Raw genomic sequence first — 15,436 nt, 5'->3', positions numbered from 1 at the left:
TCAGCCGATCACGTCGAAGTCGGCGCCCAGTGCGGTGAGCTTGTCGAGGAACTTCTCGTAGCCGCGGCTGAGGATGTCGACGCCGGAGACCCTCGACTCGCCGGTCGCGGTGAGCGCGGCGATGACGTGGCTGTAGCCGCCGCGCAGGTCCGGCACCACGATGTCTGCGCCGTGCAGCGGGGTCGGGCCGGTGATGACCGCCGCCTGCTCGAGGTCGCGGCGTGCGACACGTCGCGGGCCGTCCTGCAGGCCGTGCGGGTGCACGACGATGTCTGCGCCCATCTTGATCAGTGCGCCGGTGAAGCCCATCCGGTTCTCGTACACCGTCTCGTGCACCACCGAGCGACCCTGCGCCTGCGTGAGCGCGACGACGAGAGGCTGCTGCCAGTCGGTCATGAAGCCCGGGTGCACGTCGGTCTCGACGATCACCGGCTTGAGCTCTCCGTCGCGGCGGAACAGGATTCCGTCCTCGCGTACGTCGAACCAGCCGCCGGCCTTGCGGAAGACGTTGAGGAACGTCAGCATCTCCTGCTGCTTGGCGCCGCCGACGAAGATCTCGCCGTCGGTCGCGAGCGCCGCCGACGCCCAGGACGCAGCCTCGTTGCGGTCGAAGATCGAGCGGTGATCGTAACCGCGCAGCTTCTCCACGCCCTCGATGAGAATCACCCGGTTGGGCTCGTAGGAGATGATCGCGCCCATCTTCTGCAGCACCGCGATCAGGTCCATGATCTCCGGCTCGATGGCCGCGTTGCGCAGCTCCGTCGTGCCTTCCGCGCGCACCGCGGTCAGGAGGACCTGCTCGGTCGCTCCGACGCTCGGGTACGGCAGATGGATGTTGGCGCCGTGCAGACGGCTGCCGCCCGTGGACAGGCGGATGCCACTGGGCAGCTTCTCGACGGTCGCGCCGAACTTGCGCAGCGCGTCGAGGTGGAAGTCGATGGGACGGTCGCCGATGCGGCAGCCGCCGAGGTCGGGGATGAACGCCTGGCCCAGGCGGTGCAGCAGCGGGCCGCAGAACAGGATCGGGATCCGGGAGGCGCCCGCGTGGGCGTCGATCTCCTCGAAGTGCGCCGACTCGACGTCGCTCGGGTCGAAGATCAGCGCGCCGGGCTCGTCGCCCTCGGTGACGCGCACGCCGTGCACCTCGAGCAGCGAGCGGACAACGGCGACGTCGGAGAGGTCGGGGACGTCTCGCAGGGTGCTCGCGGTCTCGCCGAGGAGGGTGGCCACCATCGCCTTGGTCGCGAGATTCTTCGCGCCCTTCACGTCCACCCTGCCGTGCAGTGGACGTCCGCCGCGGATTGCCAGGACATCGCCCGAAGGCTTCGAAGCGAGCGTGGTCTCGTGCAGCGGTGTCGTCATTCAGGGCCTCTTCTTGTGGAACGAGCGCGGCCGGAGCCGCCGGGCGGATGCCCTAGGCTCACGGCCGCGTCCGATTCAGAGAACAGGAAGCGTACGTGGCCGCCACGACTCGCGACGGGCCTCGAACTGCGCGATCTTGTCTTCGTTGCGCAGCGTGAGCCCGATGTCATCGAGCCCTTCGAGGAGCCGCCATCTAGTGTAATCGTCGATCCCGATGGAGGTCTGGAAGTCGCCGATCGTGGCGGTGCGCGCCTCCAGATCGACCGTGATCTCCTTCCCGGGATCCTCGTCGATCAGCGCCCAGATCCGCTCGATGTCGGCCTCGTCGACGGTCGCGGCGAGCAGGCCCTGCTTGCCGGAGTTCCCGCGGAAGATGTCCGCGAAGCGGGGGCTCAGCACGACGGCGAAGCCGTAGTCGCGCAGTGCCCAGACCGCGTGCTCGCGACTGGATCCGGTGCCGAAGTCGGGACCCGCCACGAGCACGGACGCGTTCCGGAAGGGGTCCTGGTTGAGCACGAACTCGGGGTCCTGACGCCAGGCGTGGAAGAGCGCGTCCTCAAAACCGGTCTTGGTGACCCGCTTGAGGAACACCGCGGGGATGATCTGATCGGTGTCGACGTTGGAGCGCTTCAGCGGCGCTGCGACACCGGTGTGGGTGGTGAACTTCTCCATGCTCAGGCCTCCGATCCGGCCGCGACGGGCGCTTCGACTGATCCGGCGACCTCCAGGTCGCTCGGGCTGGACAACGTGCCGCGCACGGCGGTGGCTGCCGCGACGAGGGGCGAGACGAGGTGAGTGCGCCCGCCCTTACCCTGGCGGCCCTCGAAGTTGCGGTTGCTTGTCGACGCGCAGCGCTCACCGGGCGCGAGCTGGTCGGGGTTCATGCCCAGGCACATCGAGCAGCCCGCGAATCGCCATTCGGCGCCGAACTCGGTGAAGACCTTGTCCAGACCCTCCGCCTCGGCCTCCAGGCGAACACGGGCGGATCCGGGCACGACCATGACGCGCACGCCCTCGGCCTTTTTCTTGCCCTTGATGACCGACGCGAAGGCGCGCAGATCCTCGATCCGGCTGTTCGTGCAGGATCCCATGAACACGGCGTCGACCTTCACGTCCTTCAGCGGAGTACCCGGCGTCAGATCCATGTACTCGAGAGCCCGCTCGGCCGCGCTGCGCTCGTTGGCATCGGCGATCTGCGCGGGGTCCGGAACCGCGGAGGACAGCGAGCTGCCCTGGCCCGGGTTGGTGCCCCACGTCACGAACGGTTCCAGCTCGTCGGCGTCGATGAACACCTCGGCGTCGAACGTCGCCCCCTCATCGGTCGGGAGCGTGCGCCAATACGCGACCGCGTCATCCCAGTCCTGCCCCTGCGGCGCGTGCGGCTTGCCCTGCACGTAAGCGAACGTGGTCTCGTCCGGGGCGACCATGCCCGCGCGGGCGCCGGCCTCGATCGACATGTTGCAGATCGTCATGCGCCCCTCCATGGAGAGGGCGCGGATGGCGCTGCCGCGGAACTCGAGCACGTAGCCCTGTCCGCCGCCCGTGCCGATCTTGGCGATCACGGCGAGGATGATGTCCTTCGCGGTGACGCCGGGGCGCAGCGTTCCCTCGACGGTGATCGCCATGGTCTTGAAAGGCTTGAGAGGCAGCGTCTGGGTGGCCATGACGTGCTCCACCTCGCTGGTGCCGATGCCGAACGCCATGGCGCCGAATGCTCCATGCGTGGAGGTGTGCGAGTCGCCACAGACCACGGTGATGCCGGGCATGGTCAGCCCCAGCTGCGGTCCGACCACGTGCACGATGCCCTGCTCCGCGTCGCCCAGGGAGTGCAGGCGCACGCCGAACTCCGCGGCGTTGCGGCGCAGCGTCTCGATCTGCGTGCGGCTGGTGAGGTCGGCGATCGGCTTGTCGATGGCCAGCGTCGGAGTGTTGTGGTCCTCCGTGGCGATCGTCAGGTCGAGCCGGCGCAGCGGGCGCCCTTCGGCCCGCAGCCCGTCGAAGGCCTGAGGGCTGGTGACCTCGTGCACCAGGTGCAGGTCGATGTAGATGAGGTCGGGCTCGCCGTTCTCGCCCTTCACCACGAGGTGGTCGTCCCAGACCTTCTCGGCCAGCGTCCGGGGGCGGGGGGCTGCGTCATTCATGCGTTGCTTCTCCAGAGGGTCAAGGTGCGGCCCACGCGAGACTCCGCGGCGAGAGAGGCCTAGATCGAGGTCTCGCCGCGGCTGCTAAGGAGAAGCTGCACCGCCTGCATGGCCACGAGTTTACCCCCGGTCAGGGTGGGTGTTTCCCACCCACCCTGAGCCGGGCGAAGCACCGGACGGGTCACTCCGCGAGCGCGCGCTCCTGACGCTTCTCGCGCCCTGACGCGATCAGACTCGCGCCGGTGGCGCCGAGCATCGCGACGACGATCACGGTGAGCGACAGCCAGATCGGCACGTCGGGCGCCCACTCGATGGGCTGGCCGCCGTTGATGAACGGCACGCTGTTCTCGTGCATCGCATGCAGCACGAGCTTCACGCCGATGAAGGCGAGGATCACGGCGATGCCGTAGTGCAGGTAGCGCAGCCGGTCGAGCAGGTCGCCGAGCAGGAAGTAGAGCTGGCGCAGCCCCATCAGGGCGAAGATGTTCGCGGTGAACACCAGGAAGCTGTTCTGCGTGATGCTGAAGATCGCCGGGATCGAGTCGATCGCGAACATCAGATCCGTCACGCCGATCGTGACGAAGACGATGATCATCGGCGTCCAGACGCGCTTGCCGTCGACCATGGTGCGCAGCTTCGGACCGTCGAACTCATCGCTGACGGGAACGATGCGGCGCACCAAGCGGACGGCGAAGCTCTCCTTCGCGGCTGTCTCGTCCTCCTGTGCCTTCTCCGGCATCGCCTGACGGATCGCGGTCCAGATGAGGAAGGCGCCGAAGAGGTAGAAGACCGGGGCGAAGTTCTCGATGATCGTGACGCCGAGCAGGATGAAGACGCCGCGCAGCACCAGGGCGATGATGATGCCCACCATCAGCACTTCCTGCTGCAGCTTCCGCGGCACCGAGAACTGGGCCATGATCAGCACGAACACGAAGAGGTTGTCGATCGAGAGGCTGTACTCCAGCGCCCAGCCGGTGAGGAACTCCCCCGCATGCTGGCCGCCCGCGACCGCGAGCAGGAGTCCCGCAAAACCGAGCGCCAACGCGACGTAGAACACCACCCAGAGGGTGGACTCCTTGGTGGAGGGGATGTGCGGGCGCCAGCGCACGATCAGCAGATCGCCGATCAGGATCAGCAGCAGGACGGCGAGCGAGACGACTTCGAACCAGACGGGAACGTCCACAAGGGCCTTTCGAGGGGGTCGGTCAACGGCCGAAAGTCTCTTCCCCACCAAACGGCGGTCACGCGCCCGGAGGCCCGGCGGCGGGCCTCGTGATGACGATCGCGTGAAGTCGGAATACTCCCCTTCGCGTCGCCCAGTCTACGGCAAGCGCGGGGTCCACGGTTCGTGGACTCGTGGAGGTATCCCCCGTCGCGCGTGTGATGTGGTCCTGGACTGGCGCGGGCCGGCATGTCCGATCGTCCTCCACAAGTGAGAGTGTGCGCAAGTTGTGCACGGTTTGGAAAAAGCTCCTGAACTGGGGTTCGAATGTCGGTGTCCCCCTCGAGAATGGATGTATGACGACGTTGGATGCGATCGCGGCATTGATCCCGACCCTGGCAGGGCGAGTCAACGCGGGAGCGTCTGCGTCCGAAGTTCAGGCGATCATCGCCGGCCTCGAGGATGTGGAAGTGGTCGCGGTGCGTCGTGAAGCCGGTCAGGTCGGGGCGCTGGTGGAGCAGATCCAGGTGATGAGCGCTGGGGTGATAGCGGAGCGCTCCTCACGGGAGGCAGGGCATTCCGGTCTCGCGCAGCGACTCGGGCACCGGTCAGCGGCGTCGCTGATCCAAGAGCTCGGTGGCATGGCCAAGGGCGAGGCGGCGCGACAGGTGCGGGTTGGGGAGGCCCTTCTCGACGACGCACACGGAGACGCCGCGTCCGAGGGTGCAGACGTGGGCTCACCCGACAGGCCGCGACCAGAACTGTCGCCTTTCGGCGATTGGCGGGAGACGCTCCGGAGCGGGTTGCGGGCGGGGACGTTGACGTCGGCGCAGTTCGACGCGATCCGGCGAGGACTGGGTGACCCACCAGAGGGGGCTGTCGAGGCGTGGGCGCAAGCCACGACACAGCTGATCGACGAGGCAGCCCGGCGGACTGTGGAGGAACTGGGCGCATCTGCGCGAACGATCCGCGACATCCTCGATTCCGACGGAGCGGAAGCCCGATTCCTGGCTCGGTACGAGCGCCGGTCGTTCCGAACCTGGTTCGATCTGGACGGCGCGCGCCGGGCATCGATCGCCTTCGATGACGAGGGCGGGGCGTTCGTCGACGCGATCTTCGCCGCCGCGCTGCGCCCTCGCAGGGGCGGCCCGCGATTCGTCGACCCGGACGAGAAGATGCACGCCGAGGCTCTGGCCACCGATCCGCGCTCGAATGACCAGCTGGCGTACGACCTGCTCCTGGATCTGGTCCGGACCGGCGCACTCGCCGATGCGGACGCCGTGCTCGGCAGCAGGCAAGTGGGACTCCGGCTCGTGCAGGTCACCGACCGGAACCATGGGCCAGCGCCGACTGCGGTCACTGAAGACGGACTCACCGCACTCCCCGCCACCGTCGCGGAACGACGCATCTGCGACACGGGAGCCCTCGTCGTCGCGGTCGACTCGTGCGGGAACCCGCTCGACGTGGGCAGGGAATCACGCCTGTTCACCTCGAAGCAGCGGATCGGCCTCGCGATCCGGGACGGCGGATGCCGGTGGAACGGCTGCGACAGACCAGCCTCCTACTGCGAGGCCCATCACATCGACGAGTGGGCGCGCGATCAGGGCCGCACCGACATCGACCGAGGGATCCTGCTGTGTCGGTTCCATCACATGGAACTCCATCACGGCGGATGGCGGATCACACGCGAAGGGAAGGCCGACTTCGTGCTGCATCACCCTGACGGTGGCCGCGCACAGGCCCTGCTGCGCACACGGCTGCCGCTGCGATACGCGTGGGGCGATATCGATCCCTCACCGCGACGATTCCGCCCCGCTGCTTGAACGGTGCCTCGCGGAGGCACGGTCAGGCCGGGGCTGGGCGCGCTTGGGGGGCGTGTCCAGCCAATGGCACGTGCGCCCGAACTCGCCGAATCACGGTATGGGAGACGCGCGACGCCGTGGGCGACTCCGGCGGATGTGGCGTTCGTTCCCGCCGTTCGGGCCCGAGAGCCGTGGGCGGCTTCCCCGGATGTGTCATCCGTCCAGATCCTCAGCTGCGTTCACGCCCAGGAGATCAGGCGCCCGCCGCAACGTCCGGTACGTCCACCGCCCCGCCGAAGCGACGATCCCGGGAGAGGTAGATCCCGATCGCACGCCACAGCTCTTCGCGGGAGAAGTCGGGCCACAGCGTGTCGAGGAACACCATCTCCGCGTAGGCGGACTGCCAGAGCAGGAAGTTCGACGTGCGCTGCTCTCCCGAGCTGCGCAGGAACAGGTCCACATCCGGCATGTCCGGGATGTACAGGTGCCGGCGGATCGCCTTCTCGGTGATCGCACTCGGGCGCATCCGCCCTGCCTTCACGTCCTCGGCGATCGCGCGCATCGCGTCCACGAGCTCCACGCGTCCGCCGTAGTTGATGCACATCGTGAGCGTGAGGGTGTCGTTGCCGCGCGTCAGTTCGGACGCGTACTCCAGCTCCTTGATGACGGAGCCCCACAGGCGCGGCCTGCGCCCCGCCCAGCGGATCCGCACGCCCCACTCGTTGAGCTGGTCGCGGCGACGGTGCAGCACGTCACGGTTGTAGCCCATGAGGAAGCGCACCTCCTCCGGAGACCGGGCCCAGTTCTCCGTCGAGAATGCGTAGACGCTGAGGTGCTTGACACCCGCCTGAATGGCGCCGGCGACGACGTCGAGCAGCACCTCCTCCCCCGCCTTGTGCCCCTCGATGCGGTTGAGTCCGCGCCGGTTCGCCCAGCGGCCGTTGCCGTCCATGACGATCGCGACATGGTTCGGCACGGCCGGGAACGCGGGCGGCTGCGCGCCGGTCCAGTCCAAGGGACGGTACGGGACGGCGTCCTTGTGCGTGTACGACTTGGGGCTCAACGGGTTCCCTCCACGAGCGAGAGCGAGCGGATCCCCCGCTCGAGATGCCACTGGGCGTATGCGGCGATGAGGCCGGATGCGGCGGCTGTGTCGCGGACGGAGGCGGAGTCGACCCGCTCCCAGTCCCCCGCGATCAGGGCGCGCAGCACATCGAGCGCCGTGGCGGGGATGCGCGGGCTGCCCGCGGGTGCGCACTCATCGCAGACGATGCCGCCCATCTGGGCGACGAACACCGTGTGCGATCCGGGCTTCGCACAGCGCGCGCAGTCGTCGAACGACGGCGCCCAGCCCGACAGCGCCATGACGCGCAGCAGGTAGGAGTCCAGGATGCTGCGGGAGGCGTGCTCGCCGCGCGCGAGAGCCCGCAGCCCGCCCACGAGCAGCAGATACTGCTCGGGCGTCGCTTCGGCGTCGTTCAGCCGATCGGCCGTCTCGACCATGGCGTTCGCCGCCGTGTAGCGGTCGTAGTGCAGGGCGATGTCGGCGCCGTAGGATCCGAGCGACTCCGCCTGCTGCACGATATCGAGCGAACGCCCCTGGTACAGCTGCACGTCCGCGACCATGAACGGCTCGAGACGCGAGCCGAACTTCGACGAGGTGCGGCGCACCCCCTTCGCCACGGCCCTGACCTTGCCGTGTGCACGCGAGAGCATCGTGACAATCCGGTCCGCCTCACCGAGCTTGTGGGTGCGCAGGATCACCGCTTCGTCTCGGTAGGTGGGCATTCCTCGATCATCCCACTCCCGGGGACAATAGAGCTGTGACCGAACCGACCTTCACCATCCCGCTGTGGGCCGATCTGCTGGGCGTGGGCCTGGGCGGCGTGCAGGGCGCCATGTTCGCGAGCGGCTTCCGGGGTGAACGCCGCCTGGATCTGCTGGGCGTGGCCATCATCGGGATCATGATCGGCATGGGCGGCGGTCTCATCCGCGACATCCTGCTGGGCCAGCCGCCCGCATCGCTGCACAGCAACTGGTACCTGCTCACCGCCGGAGGCGCGGCGCTCATCGGCATGCTGCTCGCTGGCCTCTTCCAGCGCCTGAACGCCGTGGTCGTCGGCCTCGACGCCGTGGTGATCGGCATGTTCGGCGCCTTCGGCACGAGCAAGGCGATCGCGTTCGGCCTGCCCGAGGTCCCCGCTGTGTTCATCGGCGTCTGCGCCGCCGCCGGCGGAGGTGTCCTCCGCGACATGCTCATGGGCCTGCCGGTGTCGATCATGCACGTCGGCTCCCTCTACGCGGTCGCCGCCGGCGCGGGCTGCGCCTTCATCGTGGTCGCGCACGCACTCGGCATGGGCATCGTGCCGGCCGCGATCATCGGCATCGTCCTGACCGCGATCATCCGCGTGCTCGCCGTGGTCTTCGACCTGTCGCTGCCCGAGCAGCGCGCCCTGTATCGCCGGCGCGTCGCCGCCGAGACCGGGATGATCCCGATCATCCGCCCCTGAGACACGCCTGCGCCCCGGGCTCGGCAGGTTCTGCCGGACTCGCGGCGCAGGCGCAGTCACGCGGACGGTTGCGCCGCGGACGGATCCTCCGCACACGGGGTGACGGTGCGGAGAAGCTTCGCGCGGGCGCTCAGGCGCTGACGAGGTCCGCCTCGGCGGCGGCCCGCGCACGGATGGAACGGTTCACGCAGGACACGATCGCCTTGAGCGACGCCGTGGAGATGTCACCGTCGATGCCGACGCCCCACAGGCGCTGGTCGCCGACCTGCAGCTCGACGTAGGCGGCCGCCTGGGCGTCGCCACCGGTCGACAGAGTGTGCTCGACGTAGTCGTACAGGGCGATGTCGAAGCCGCGCTCGCGCAGCACCTCGATGAACGCCGCAACCGGACCGTTGCCCCGGCCTTCGGCCTCTACGCGCTCCTCGTCGTCGCGCAGCACGACGTCGAGGGTGACCTCGCCGGACATGTCGCTGTTCGTGCGGGTGCCGAGCAGCTCGAACCGGCCCCACTTGGCGTCGTCGGCCGACGCGGGCAGGTACTCGTCGGTGAAGATCTCCCAGATCTGCTCGCTGGTGACCTCGCCGCCCTCGGCGTCGGTCTTGCCCTGCACGACGCCGGAGAATTCGATCTGCAGCTTGCGCGGCAGGTCGAGCGCGTGGTCCGTCTTCAGCAGATAAGCGACGCCGCCCTTGCCGGACTGCGAGTTGACCCGGATGACTGCCTCGTACGACCGGCCCAGGTCCTTGGGATCGACCGGCAGATAGGGCACGCCCCACTCGATGTCGTCGACCGTGACGCCCTGAGCCTCGGCCTTCGCGGCCATGGCCTCGAAGCCCTTCTTGATCGCATCCTGGTGGGATCCGCTGAACGCGGTGAAGACGAGATCGCCGGCCCAGGGGCTGCGCTCGGGCACGGGCAGCTGGTTGCAGTACTCGGCGGTGCGCTTGACCTGGTCGATGTCGCTGAAGTCGATCTCGGGGTCGATGCCCTGCGTGAACAGGTTGATGCCCAGCGCGACGAGGTCGACGTTGCCGGTGCGCTCGCCGTTGCCGAACAGGCATCCCTCGATGCGGTCCGCGCCGGCCATGTAGCCGAGCTCCGCGGCGGCGATGGCGGTGCCGCGATCGTTGTGCGGGTGCAGCGAGAGGATCACGTTCTCGCGGTGGTTCAGGTGACGGCTCATCCACTCGATCGAGTCGGCGTAGACGTTGGGGGTCGCCATCTCGACGGTGGCCGGCAGGTTGATGATGACCTTGCGACCGGGGCTCGGCTGCAGGATCTCCAGCACCTCGTTGCAGACCTCGACGGCGTACTCCAGCTCGGTGCCGGTGTAGCTCTCCGGCGAGTACTCGTAGTAGACCTCGGTGTCGGGGATCCGCTTCTCGAACTCGCGGCACAGGCGCGCGCCCTCGAGCGCGATCTGCTTGACACCCTCGCGGTCGGAACGGAACACGACCTCGCGCTGCAGCACGCTGGTGGAGTTGTAGAAGTGCACGATGGCCTGCTTGGCGCCGGCAATCGCCTCGTAGGTGCGCTCGATGAGGTGCTCGCGGCACTGCGTCAGGACCTGGATCGTGACGTCGTCCGGGATCAGGTCCTCTTCGATGAGCTGGCGCACGAAGTCGAAGTCGGTCTGGCTCGCGGACGGGAAGCCGACCTCGATCTCCTTGTAGCCCATGCCGACGAGCAGCTCGAACATGACGCGCTTGCGCTCAGGGGACATCGGGTCGATGAGGGCCTGGTTGCCGTCGCGCAGGTCGACCGCGCACCAGCGCGGCGCCTTCGTGATGCGGGCCGAGGGCCAGGTGCGGTCGGGCAGATCGACGGCGATCTGCTCGTGGTACGGCCGGTACTTGTGGACCGGCATCGAGGTGGGGCGCTGGTTGTTCTTCATGAGGGTTGCTCTTCTCGTCGCTTCAAGTGTGGGAGCGGGCCAACACGAACACCGCGACGAGTGGGGCCCTCAGAGACGGGACTCGTCGCGGCAGATAAGAAGGAGCAGACCGCCTGCGCGCATGCCGTCATGCTAGCACGGCGACACAGGGGCGTCAGGGCTGTGACGGACCTGCGAGAATCGATGCACGCGGATCCGCACCCCCTACGAGCGGATCCGAGACGCCCGAGAATCGAGGAGCAACTCGTGCAGTACATCTCCACCCGCGGTGGCGGGGAGCCGAAGACCTACAGCGAGGCGCTCCTGGAGGGCCTGGCCGTCGATGGCGGCCTGCTCGTCCCGGAGCGGCTGCCCGAGGTCGACGCGGCGACCCTCGAGTCCTGGCGGGCACTCGACTACGCGGAGCTGGCGACCGAGGTGCTCGGCCTGTTCGCGACCGACATCCCGCGCGAGGATCTGGCGGAGCTGTGCGCGGCGGCGTACTCCCCCGCGGTGTTCGCCGAGCCCGTGCCGCTGACGCCGATCGGCGGCGGGATCACGCTCGTCGGGCTCTCCGAAGGGCCGACGCTGGCGTTCAAGGACATGGCGATGCAGTTCCTCGGGCAGGCGCTCGAGTACGCCCTCGAGCGCACGGGCGGCGTGCTGAACATCGTCGGCGCCACCTCGGGCGACACCGGTTCGGCGGCCGAGCACGCCCTCCGCGGCAAGGACCGGATCAGCGTCTTCATGCTCTCGCCGCAGGGACGGATGAGCCCGTTCCAGCGCGCGCAGATGTACTCGCTGCAGGACGCGAACGTGCACAACATCGCCGTGGACGGCGTCTTCGACGACTGCCAGAACCTGGTCAAGGACCTCGCCGGCGACCTCGACTTCAAGAACGCGCAGCACCTGGGCGCGGTCAACTCGATCAACCTCGCCCGCATCACCGCGCAGGTCGTCTACTACTTCTGGGCGTGGCTGCGCGCGACCGACGGCCTCGCCGCTGCCGAGCGGGACGGCTTCGAGGTGTCCTTCGCGGTGCCGTCCGGGAACTTCGGCAACATTCTCTCCGGCTTCTTCGCGCGCGGCATGGGCCTGCCGATCCGCCGTCTCGTGCTCGCCGCGAACGAGAACAACGTGCTGGACGAGTTCTTCCGCACCGGGCTCTACCGTCCGCGCAGCGCGGCACAGACGCTCGCGACGTCGAGCCCGTCGATGGACATCTCCAAGGCATCGAACCTGGAGCGCTTCATCTACGACCTCGTCGGCCGCGACCCGCAGCGCGTCGTCGGGGCCTGGGACGACCTCGCCCGCACCGGCGTCTTCGACTTCACCGCGGATCTGCCGCGCTTCGCCGACGAGTTCGGGATCGTGAGCGGCACCAGCACGCACGAAGACCGGCTCGCCACGATCCGCGCCGTGCACGACGCGAGCGGAACGATCATCGACCCGCACACCGCCGACGGCGTGAAGGTCGCGAGCACGTTCATCGAGGACGGCGTGCCCATGCTCGTGCTCGAGACCGCCAAGCCGGAGAAGTTCGGCGAGACCATCACCGAAGCGCTCGGGATCGAGCTGCCGCTGTCGGACGAGCTGCAGGCCCTGCTCGCGGCCCCGCAGCGCGTCACCGAGATCGCGAACGACGAGGCGGCGCTGCGCACGATCATCGAGACGAGTGCGCTGCACTGATCCTCGCGTGCGGGAGCGGGCACGCGCACAGCGCGCCCGCTCGCGGACGACCTCGGGGCGACGGGTGAGACGGATAGTCTGGCTGGCATGACGGCTCGACTGCGCGCCCGGCTGCTCACCCTGCTCGGCGCCCTCGCCCTCGTGCTGGCCCCACTGCTGGCGGCACCCGCCGCGCACGCCGACACGAACGACTTCTCCTACGCGTCCTGGGACGCGCGGTATCTGCTCAGCCGCGACGCCGACGGCCGCGCGATGCTGGCGGTGACCGAGACGCTCGTCGCGGAGTTCCCCGACTTCGACCAGAACCACGGCATCCTCCGAGGCCTGCCCACCTGGTACGAGGGCGCGCCACTCGGGCTGCACGTCGTCTCGATCACCGACGGCGCAGGCAAGGCGGTGCCGTACGACGACAGCGAGACCGACGACGGCGAGCGGCAACTGAAGATCGGCGATCCTGACAGGTTCGCGCACGGACGCAACACCTATGTGATCCGCTACACGATGCGCGATGTCGTGCATCGGCCCACCAACCGGGCAATCGACGAGTGGTATTGGAACCTGCTCCCGTTGAACTCCGCGCAGCCGATCGCGCACTTCTCCGCCGAGCTCTCCTTCGCCCCGGACGTCGATGCCGCCATGATCGGCGCCCCCTCCTGCTACGCCGGGCCCGTCGACTCCACCACCCGCTGCACGCTCTCCCCCGCCTCTGGGACCGGGTTCGCCGTGACGCAGGAGAACGTCCCCGCCGGATCCGGTGTCACCGTCGCCTTCCCGATGAAGGCGGGAACCTTCGCCCAGGCTCCGGCACGCCAGCCGGATCCGATGACCGACGTCGCGCCGTATCCCGTCGCGGGTCTCGCCGTGCTGCTCGCGATCGGTGGCCCGATCCTCGGCATCGGACTGCTGCGCCGGAACGGACGGCGCAGCGGCCGCGGCATCGTGGTCGCCCAGTACGACGTGCCTGACACGTTTCCCCCGGTCCTCGCCGCCGAGATCGAGGGTCGACGGCCCGTCGCGAACTCCGCCGAGATCGTGCACCTCGCCGTCCACAGGGCGATCCGCATCTCTGACGGCGAGAGCAAGCCCGTGCTCGAGCTCCTCGACCCGTCGAGCTCCCCCGATGCGCTCGACGCGGAGGCTCTGCATGCGCTGTTCCCCGGAGATCCTGTCGGCACGACGCTGCATCTCGAGGTGCCGAACGATCCGTTGGTCGCCCGGCTCAAGGCCCTCGCCGGGTCCGCCCATGTCGCCGCGTTCGAGCGTGGTCTGCTCACCCGGCGGCGCTCGGTGCTCGCGGTGGTCCTGAGCGTCATCGCACTCGCGGCGGGCCTCGGCGCGATCGTGCTGGCCGCGCCCGGCATGGCGGTGGGCCGTCCTGCCGCCATCGCGACCTTCGTCGTCGCGATCGTCGCATCGGCGGTCGCGATCGTCGCCATCCTCGTGTCGCTGCCGCGCCGCGCCGTCCTCACGCCGCAGGGCGCTGAGGCGCGCGAGTACCTGCTCGGGGTGCGCGAGTACATCCGGCTGGCCGAGGCGGACCGGATCCGCATGCTGCAGTCGTACCGGGGCGCGGAACGCCGCGCGGACGGCACGGTGGACGTCATCGTGCTGTACGAGCGGCTGCTCCCCTACGCGATGCTCTTCGGCATGGAACGCGAGTGGGGGCAGGTGCTTGCCGTGCAGTACGAGCACGACGGCATCACGCCCGGCTGGTACTACGGCTACACCGGCGCGAATTTCGCCGGCTCGCTCAGCGGCATGAACAGCTCGCTCAGCCCGACCCCCACGCCGAGCTCGTCGTCGAGTTCCAGCGGCTCCTTCGGCGGCGGGTTCTCCGGCGGTGGCGGAGGAGGCGGATCCTCCGGCGGCTGGTGATACCGGCGCCCTCCCGATGCGCGGAGTCTGCGGAGACCGCGCTCGAGATCGCCGCTGTCCGTCAGGGGATCAGCGCGAGCTTGCCGCCCGGATGCTCCTCGGCGAGGAAACGAGTGGCGTCGACGGCCTCGGCGAGCGGATAGGTGCGCGCGAGCGGCACCACCAGCCGTCCTTCGTCCGCGAGACGCACCAGTTCGCCACGGATCCCGTCGCGGAACGCTGCACTGCCGGGCTGGGATCCCGCGATGGCGCGGAAGCCGTGCTCCGCCGCGCGACCGGGTGCCGCGATCGTGACGATCCGGGAACGGTCCCCGACGAGAGCGAGGGAGACGTCGACGGCTTCGTCCGTGCCGACCGCATCCAGCGCCGCGTCCACGGCCAGGCCGGTGGCGCGGACCCGGTCCAGAAGACCCTCGCCATAAGCCACGGGGGTGCCGCCGACCACGGGGGTGCCGCCGAACCGACGCACGCGCTCGGCGCCGGCCTCGCTCGTGGTGCCGATCACGCGGATGCCGCGCAGTGCGGCCAGCTGCAGCACCATGACCCCGACCGCGCCCGAGGCGCCGTGGAGCAGGATGGTCTCACCCTCCTCAGCGTGCACGCGCTCGAGCATCTCCGCGGCCGTGGTGCCGGCGAGCAGCAGGTTCGCCGCCTCGGCGTGCGACAGGCGTGCGGGTTTGCGGAAGGCCTTCTCCGCGGGGATCGTGAGCGCGCTCGCATACCCGCCCTGGACCCGGAAGGCCACGACCTCGTCGCCGACTCGCGCCTCCCCCGATCCGATCCGCGTGCCCGGTCCGATCGCGAGGATCTCGCCCGAGACCTCATAGCCGATCGGCACCGGCAGCTCGACGCCCGGCCTCGGCACGGCGACGTGCTTGCGGTCCGCAGGGTTCATCCCCGCCGCGTGCACGCGGATCGTCACCTCGCCCTGTTGCGGATCCGGTGCCGTCGTGTCGGCCAGCCGCCACCGCTCCGGACCGCCCCATTCCGGAGCGATCCAGTGCCGCGCGGCGACGCTCATG

Annotated in this window: 12 protein-coding genes; 4 read left to right on the top strand and 8 right to left on the bottom strand. The window is 69.0% G+C overall.

The annotated features are described in order from the left end of the window. The 4 genes from murA to AB4078_RS02105 all read right to left on the bottom strand — a co-directional run bounded on the left by murA (nucleotide 1) and on the right by AB4078_RS02105 (nucleotide 4,686). Complete coding sequence (murA, locus tag AB4078_RS02120) at nucleotides 1–1,362, bottom strand: UDP-N-acetylglucosamine 1-carboxyvinyltransferase (RefSeq protein ID WP_441975783.1); 1,362 nt, start codon at nucleotides 1,360–1,362, stop codon at nucleotides 1–3. A gap of 75 nt (nucleotides 1,363–1,437) precedes the next feature. Further along, nucleotides 1,438–2,034 (bottom strand): 3-isopropylmalate dehydratase small subunit, encoded by a 597-nt coding sequence (gene leuD / locus AB4078_RS02115; protein WP_441975782.1) that lies wholly within the window; start codon nucleotides 2,032–2,034, stop codon nucleotides 1,438–1,440. A gap of 2 nt (nucleotides 2,035–2,036) precedes the next feature. Then, nucleotides 2,037–3,503 (bottom strand): 3-isopropylmalate dehydratase large subunit, encoded by a 1,467-nt coding sequence (gene leuC / locus AB4078_RS02110; protein WP_441975781.1) that lies wholly within the window; start codon nucleotides 3,501–3,503, stop codon nucleotides 2,037–2,039. Between the two features lie 181 nt (nucleotides 3,504–3,684). Further along, nucleotides 3,685–4,686, bottom strand: coding sequence for a TerC/Alx family metal homeostasis membrane protein (locus AB4078_RS02105; RefSeq protein ID WP_441975780.1), 1,002 nt, complete (start codon nucleotides 4,684–4,686; stop codon nucleotides 3,685–3,687). Nucleotides 4,687–5,021: 335 nt separating this feature from the next. Here AB4078_RS02105 and AB4078_RS02100 point away from each other — a divergent pair, with 335 nt between their 5' ends. Then, nucleotides 5,022–6,488 (top strand): DUF222 domain-containing protein, encoded by a 1,467-nt coding sequence (locus AB4078_RS02100; protein ID WP_441975779.1) that lies wholly within the window; start codon nucleotides 5,022–5,024, stop codon nucleotides 6,486–6,488. A gap of 232 nt (nucleotides 6,489–6,720) precedes the next feature. Here the strand turns inward: AB4078_RS02100 and AB4078_RS02095 are convergent, their stop codons facing one another. Beyond that, the gene (locus AB4078_RS02095; RefSeq protein WP_441975778.1) at nucleotides 6,721–7,530 is read right to left on the bottom strand and encodes an isoprenyl transferase; all 810 of its coding nucleotides are present in this window, start codon (nucleotides 7,528–7,530) and stop codon (nucleotides 6,721–6,723) included. Then, a complete protein-coding gene (recO, locus tag AB4078_RS02090; RefSeq protein ID WP_440731589.1) occupies nucleotides 7,527–8,255 on the bottom strand; it encodes a DNA repair protein RecO in 729 nt (242 codons plus the stop codon). The genes AB4078_RS02095 and recO overlap by 4 nt, the downstream gene beginning before the upstream one ends. A 35-nt stretch (nucleotides 8,256–8,290) precedes the next feature. On the opposite strand from recO, the gene AB4078_RS02085 reads away from it, so the two are divergent. Continuing rightward, nucleotides 8,291–8,977: a trimeric intracellular cation channel family protein gene (locus AB4078_RS02085; RefSeq protein ID WP_440731588.1), complete on the top strand. Its 687-nt coding sequence runs from the start codon at nucleotides 8,291–8,293 to the stop codon at nucleotides 8,975–8,977. Nucleotides 8,978–9,107: 130 nt separating this feature from the next. Here AB4078_RS02085 and leuA read toward each other — a convergent pair whose 3' ends face one another. After that, nucleotides 9,108–10,871 carry a 2-isopropylmalate synthase gene (gene leuA / locus AB4078_RS02080; RefSeq protein WP_441975777.1) on the bottom strand — a complete coding sequence of 588 codons (1,764 nt, stop codon included), beginning with the start codon at nucleotides 10,869–10,871 and terminating at the stop codon, nucleotides 9,108–9,110. Nucleotides 10,872–11,117: 246 nt separating this feature from the next. Here leuA and thrC point away from each other — a divergent pair, with 246 nt between their 5' ends. Together thrC and AB4078_RS02070 are read left to right on the top strand one after the other, a co-directional pair. Further along, nucleotides 11,118–12,539 (top strand): threonine synthase, encoded by a 1,422-nt coding sequence (thrC, locus tag AB4078_RS02075; RefSeq protein ID WP_440731586.1) that lies wholly within the window; start codon nucleotides 11,118–11,120, stop codon nucleotides 12,537–12,539. A gap of 87 nt (nucleotides 12,540–12,626) precedes the next feature. Beyond that, nucleotides 12,627–14,414 (top strand): DUF2207 family protein, encoded by a 1,788-nt coding sequence (locus AB4078_RS02070; protein WP_441975776.1) that lies wholly within the window; start codon nucleotides 12,627–12,629, stop codon nucleotides 14,412–14,414. A gap of 61 nt (nucleotides 14,415–14,475) precedes the next feature. Here the strand turns inward: AB4078_RS02070 and AB4078_RS02065 are convergent, their stop codons facing one another. After that, entirely contained in the window at nucleotides 14,476–15,435 is a 960-nt protein-coding gene (locus AB4078_RS02065; RefSeq protein ID WP_441975775.1) for an NADP-dependent oxidoreductase, read from the bottom strand. Between the last annotated feature and the right edge of the window lies 1 nt (nucleotide 15,436).

This window comes from Microbacterium sp. 2MCAF23 (assembly GCF_052115565.1).
Lineage (GTDB): Bacteria > Actinomycetota > Actinomycetes > Actinomycetales > Microbacteriaceae > Microbacterium.
This window is presented reverse-complemented; position numbering and strand designations above follow the sequence as displayed.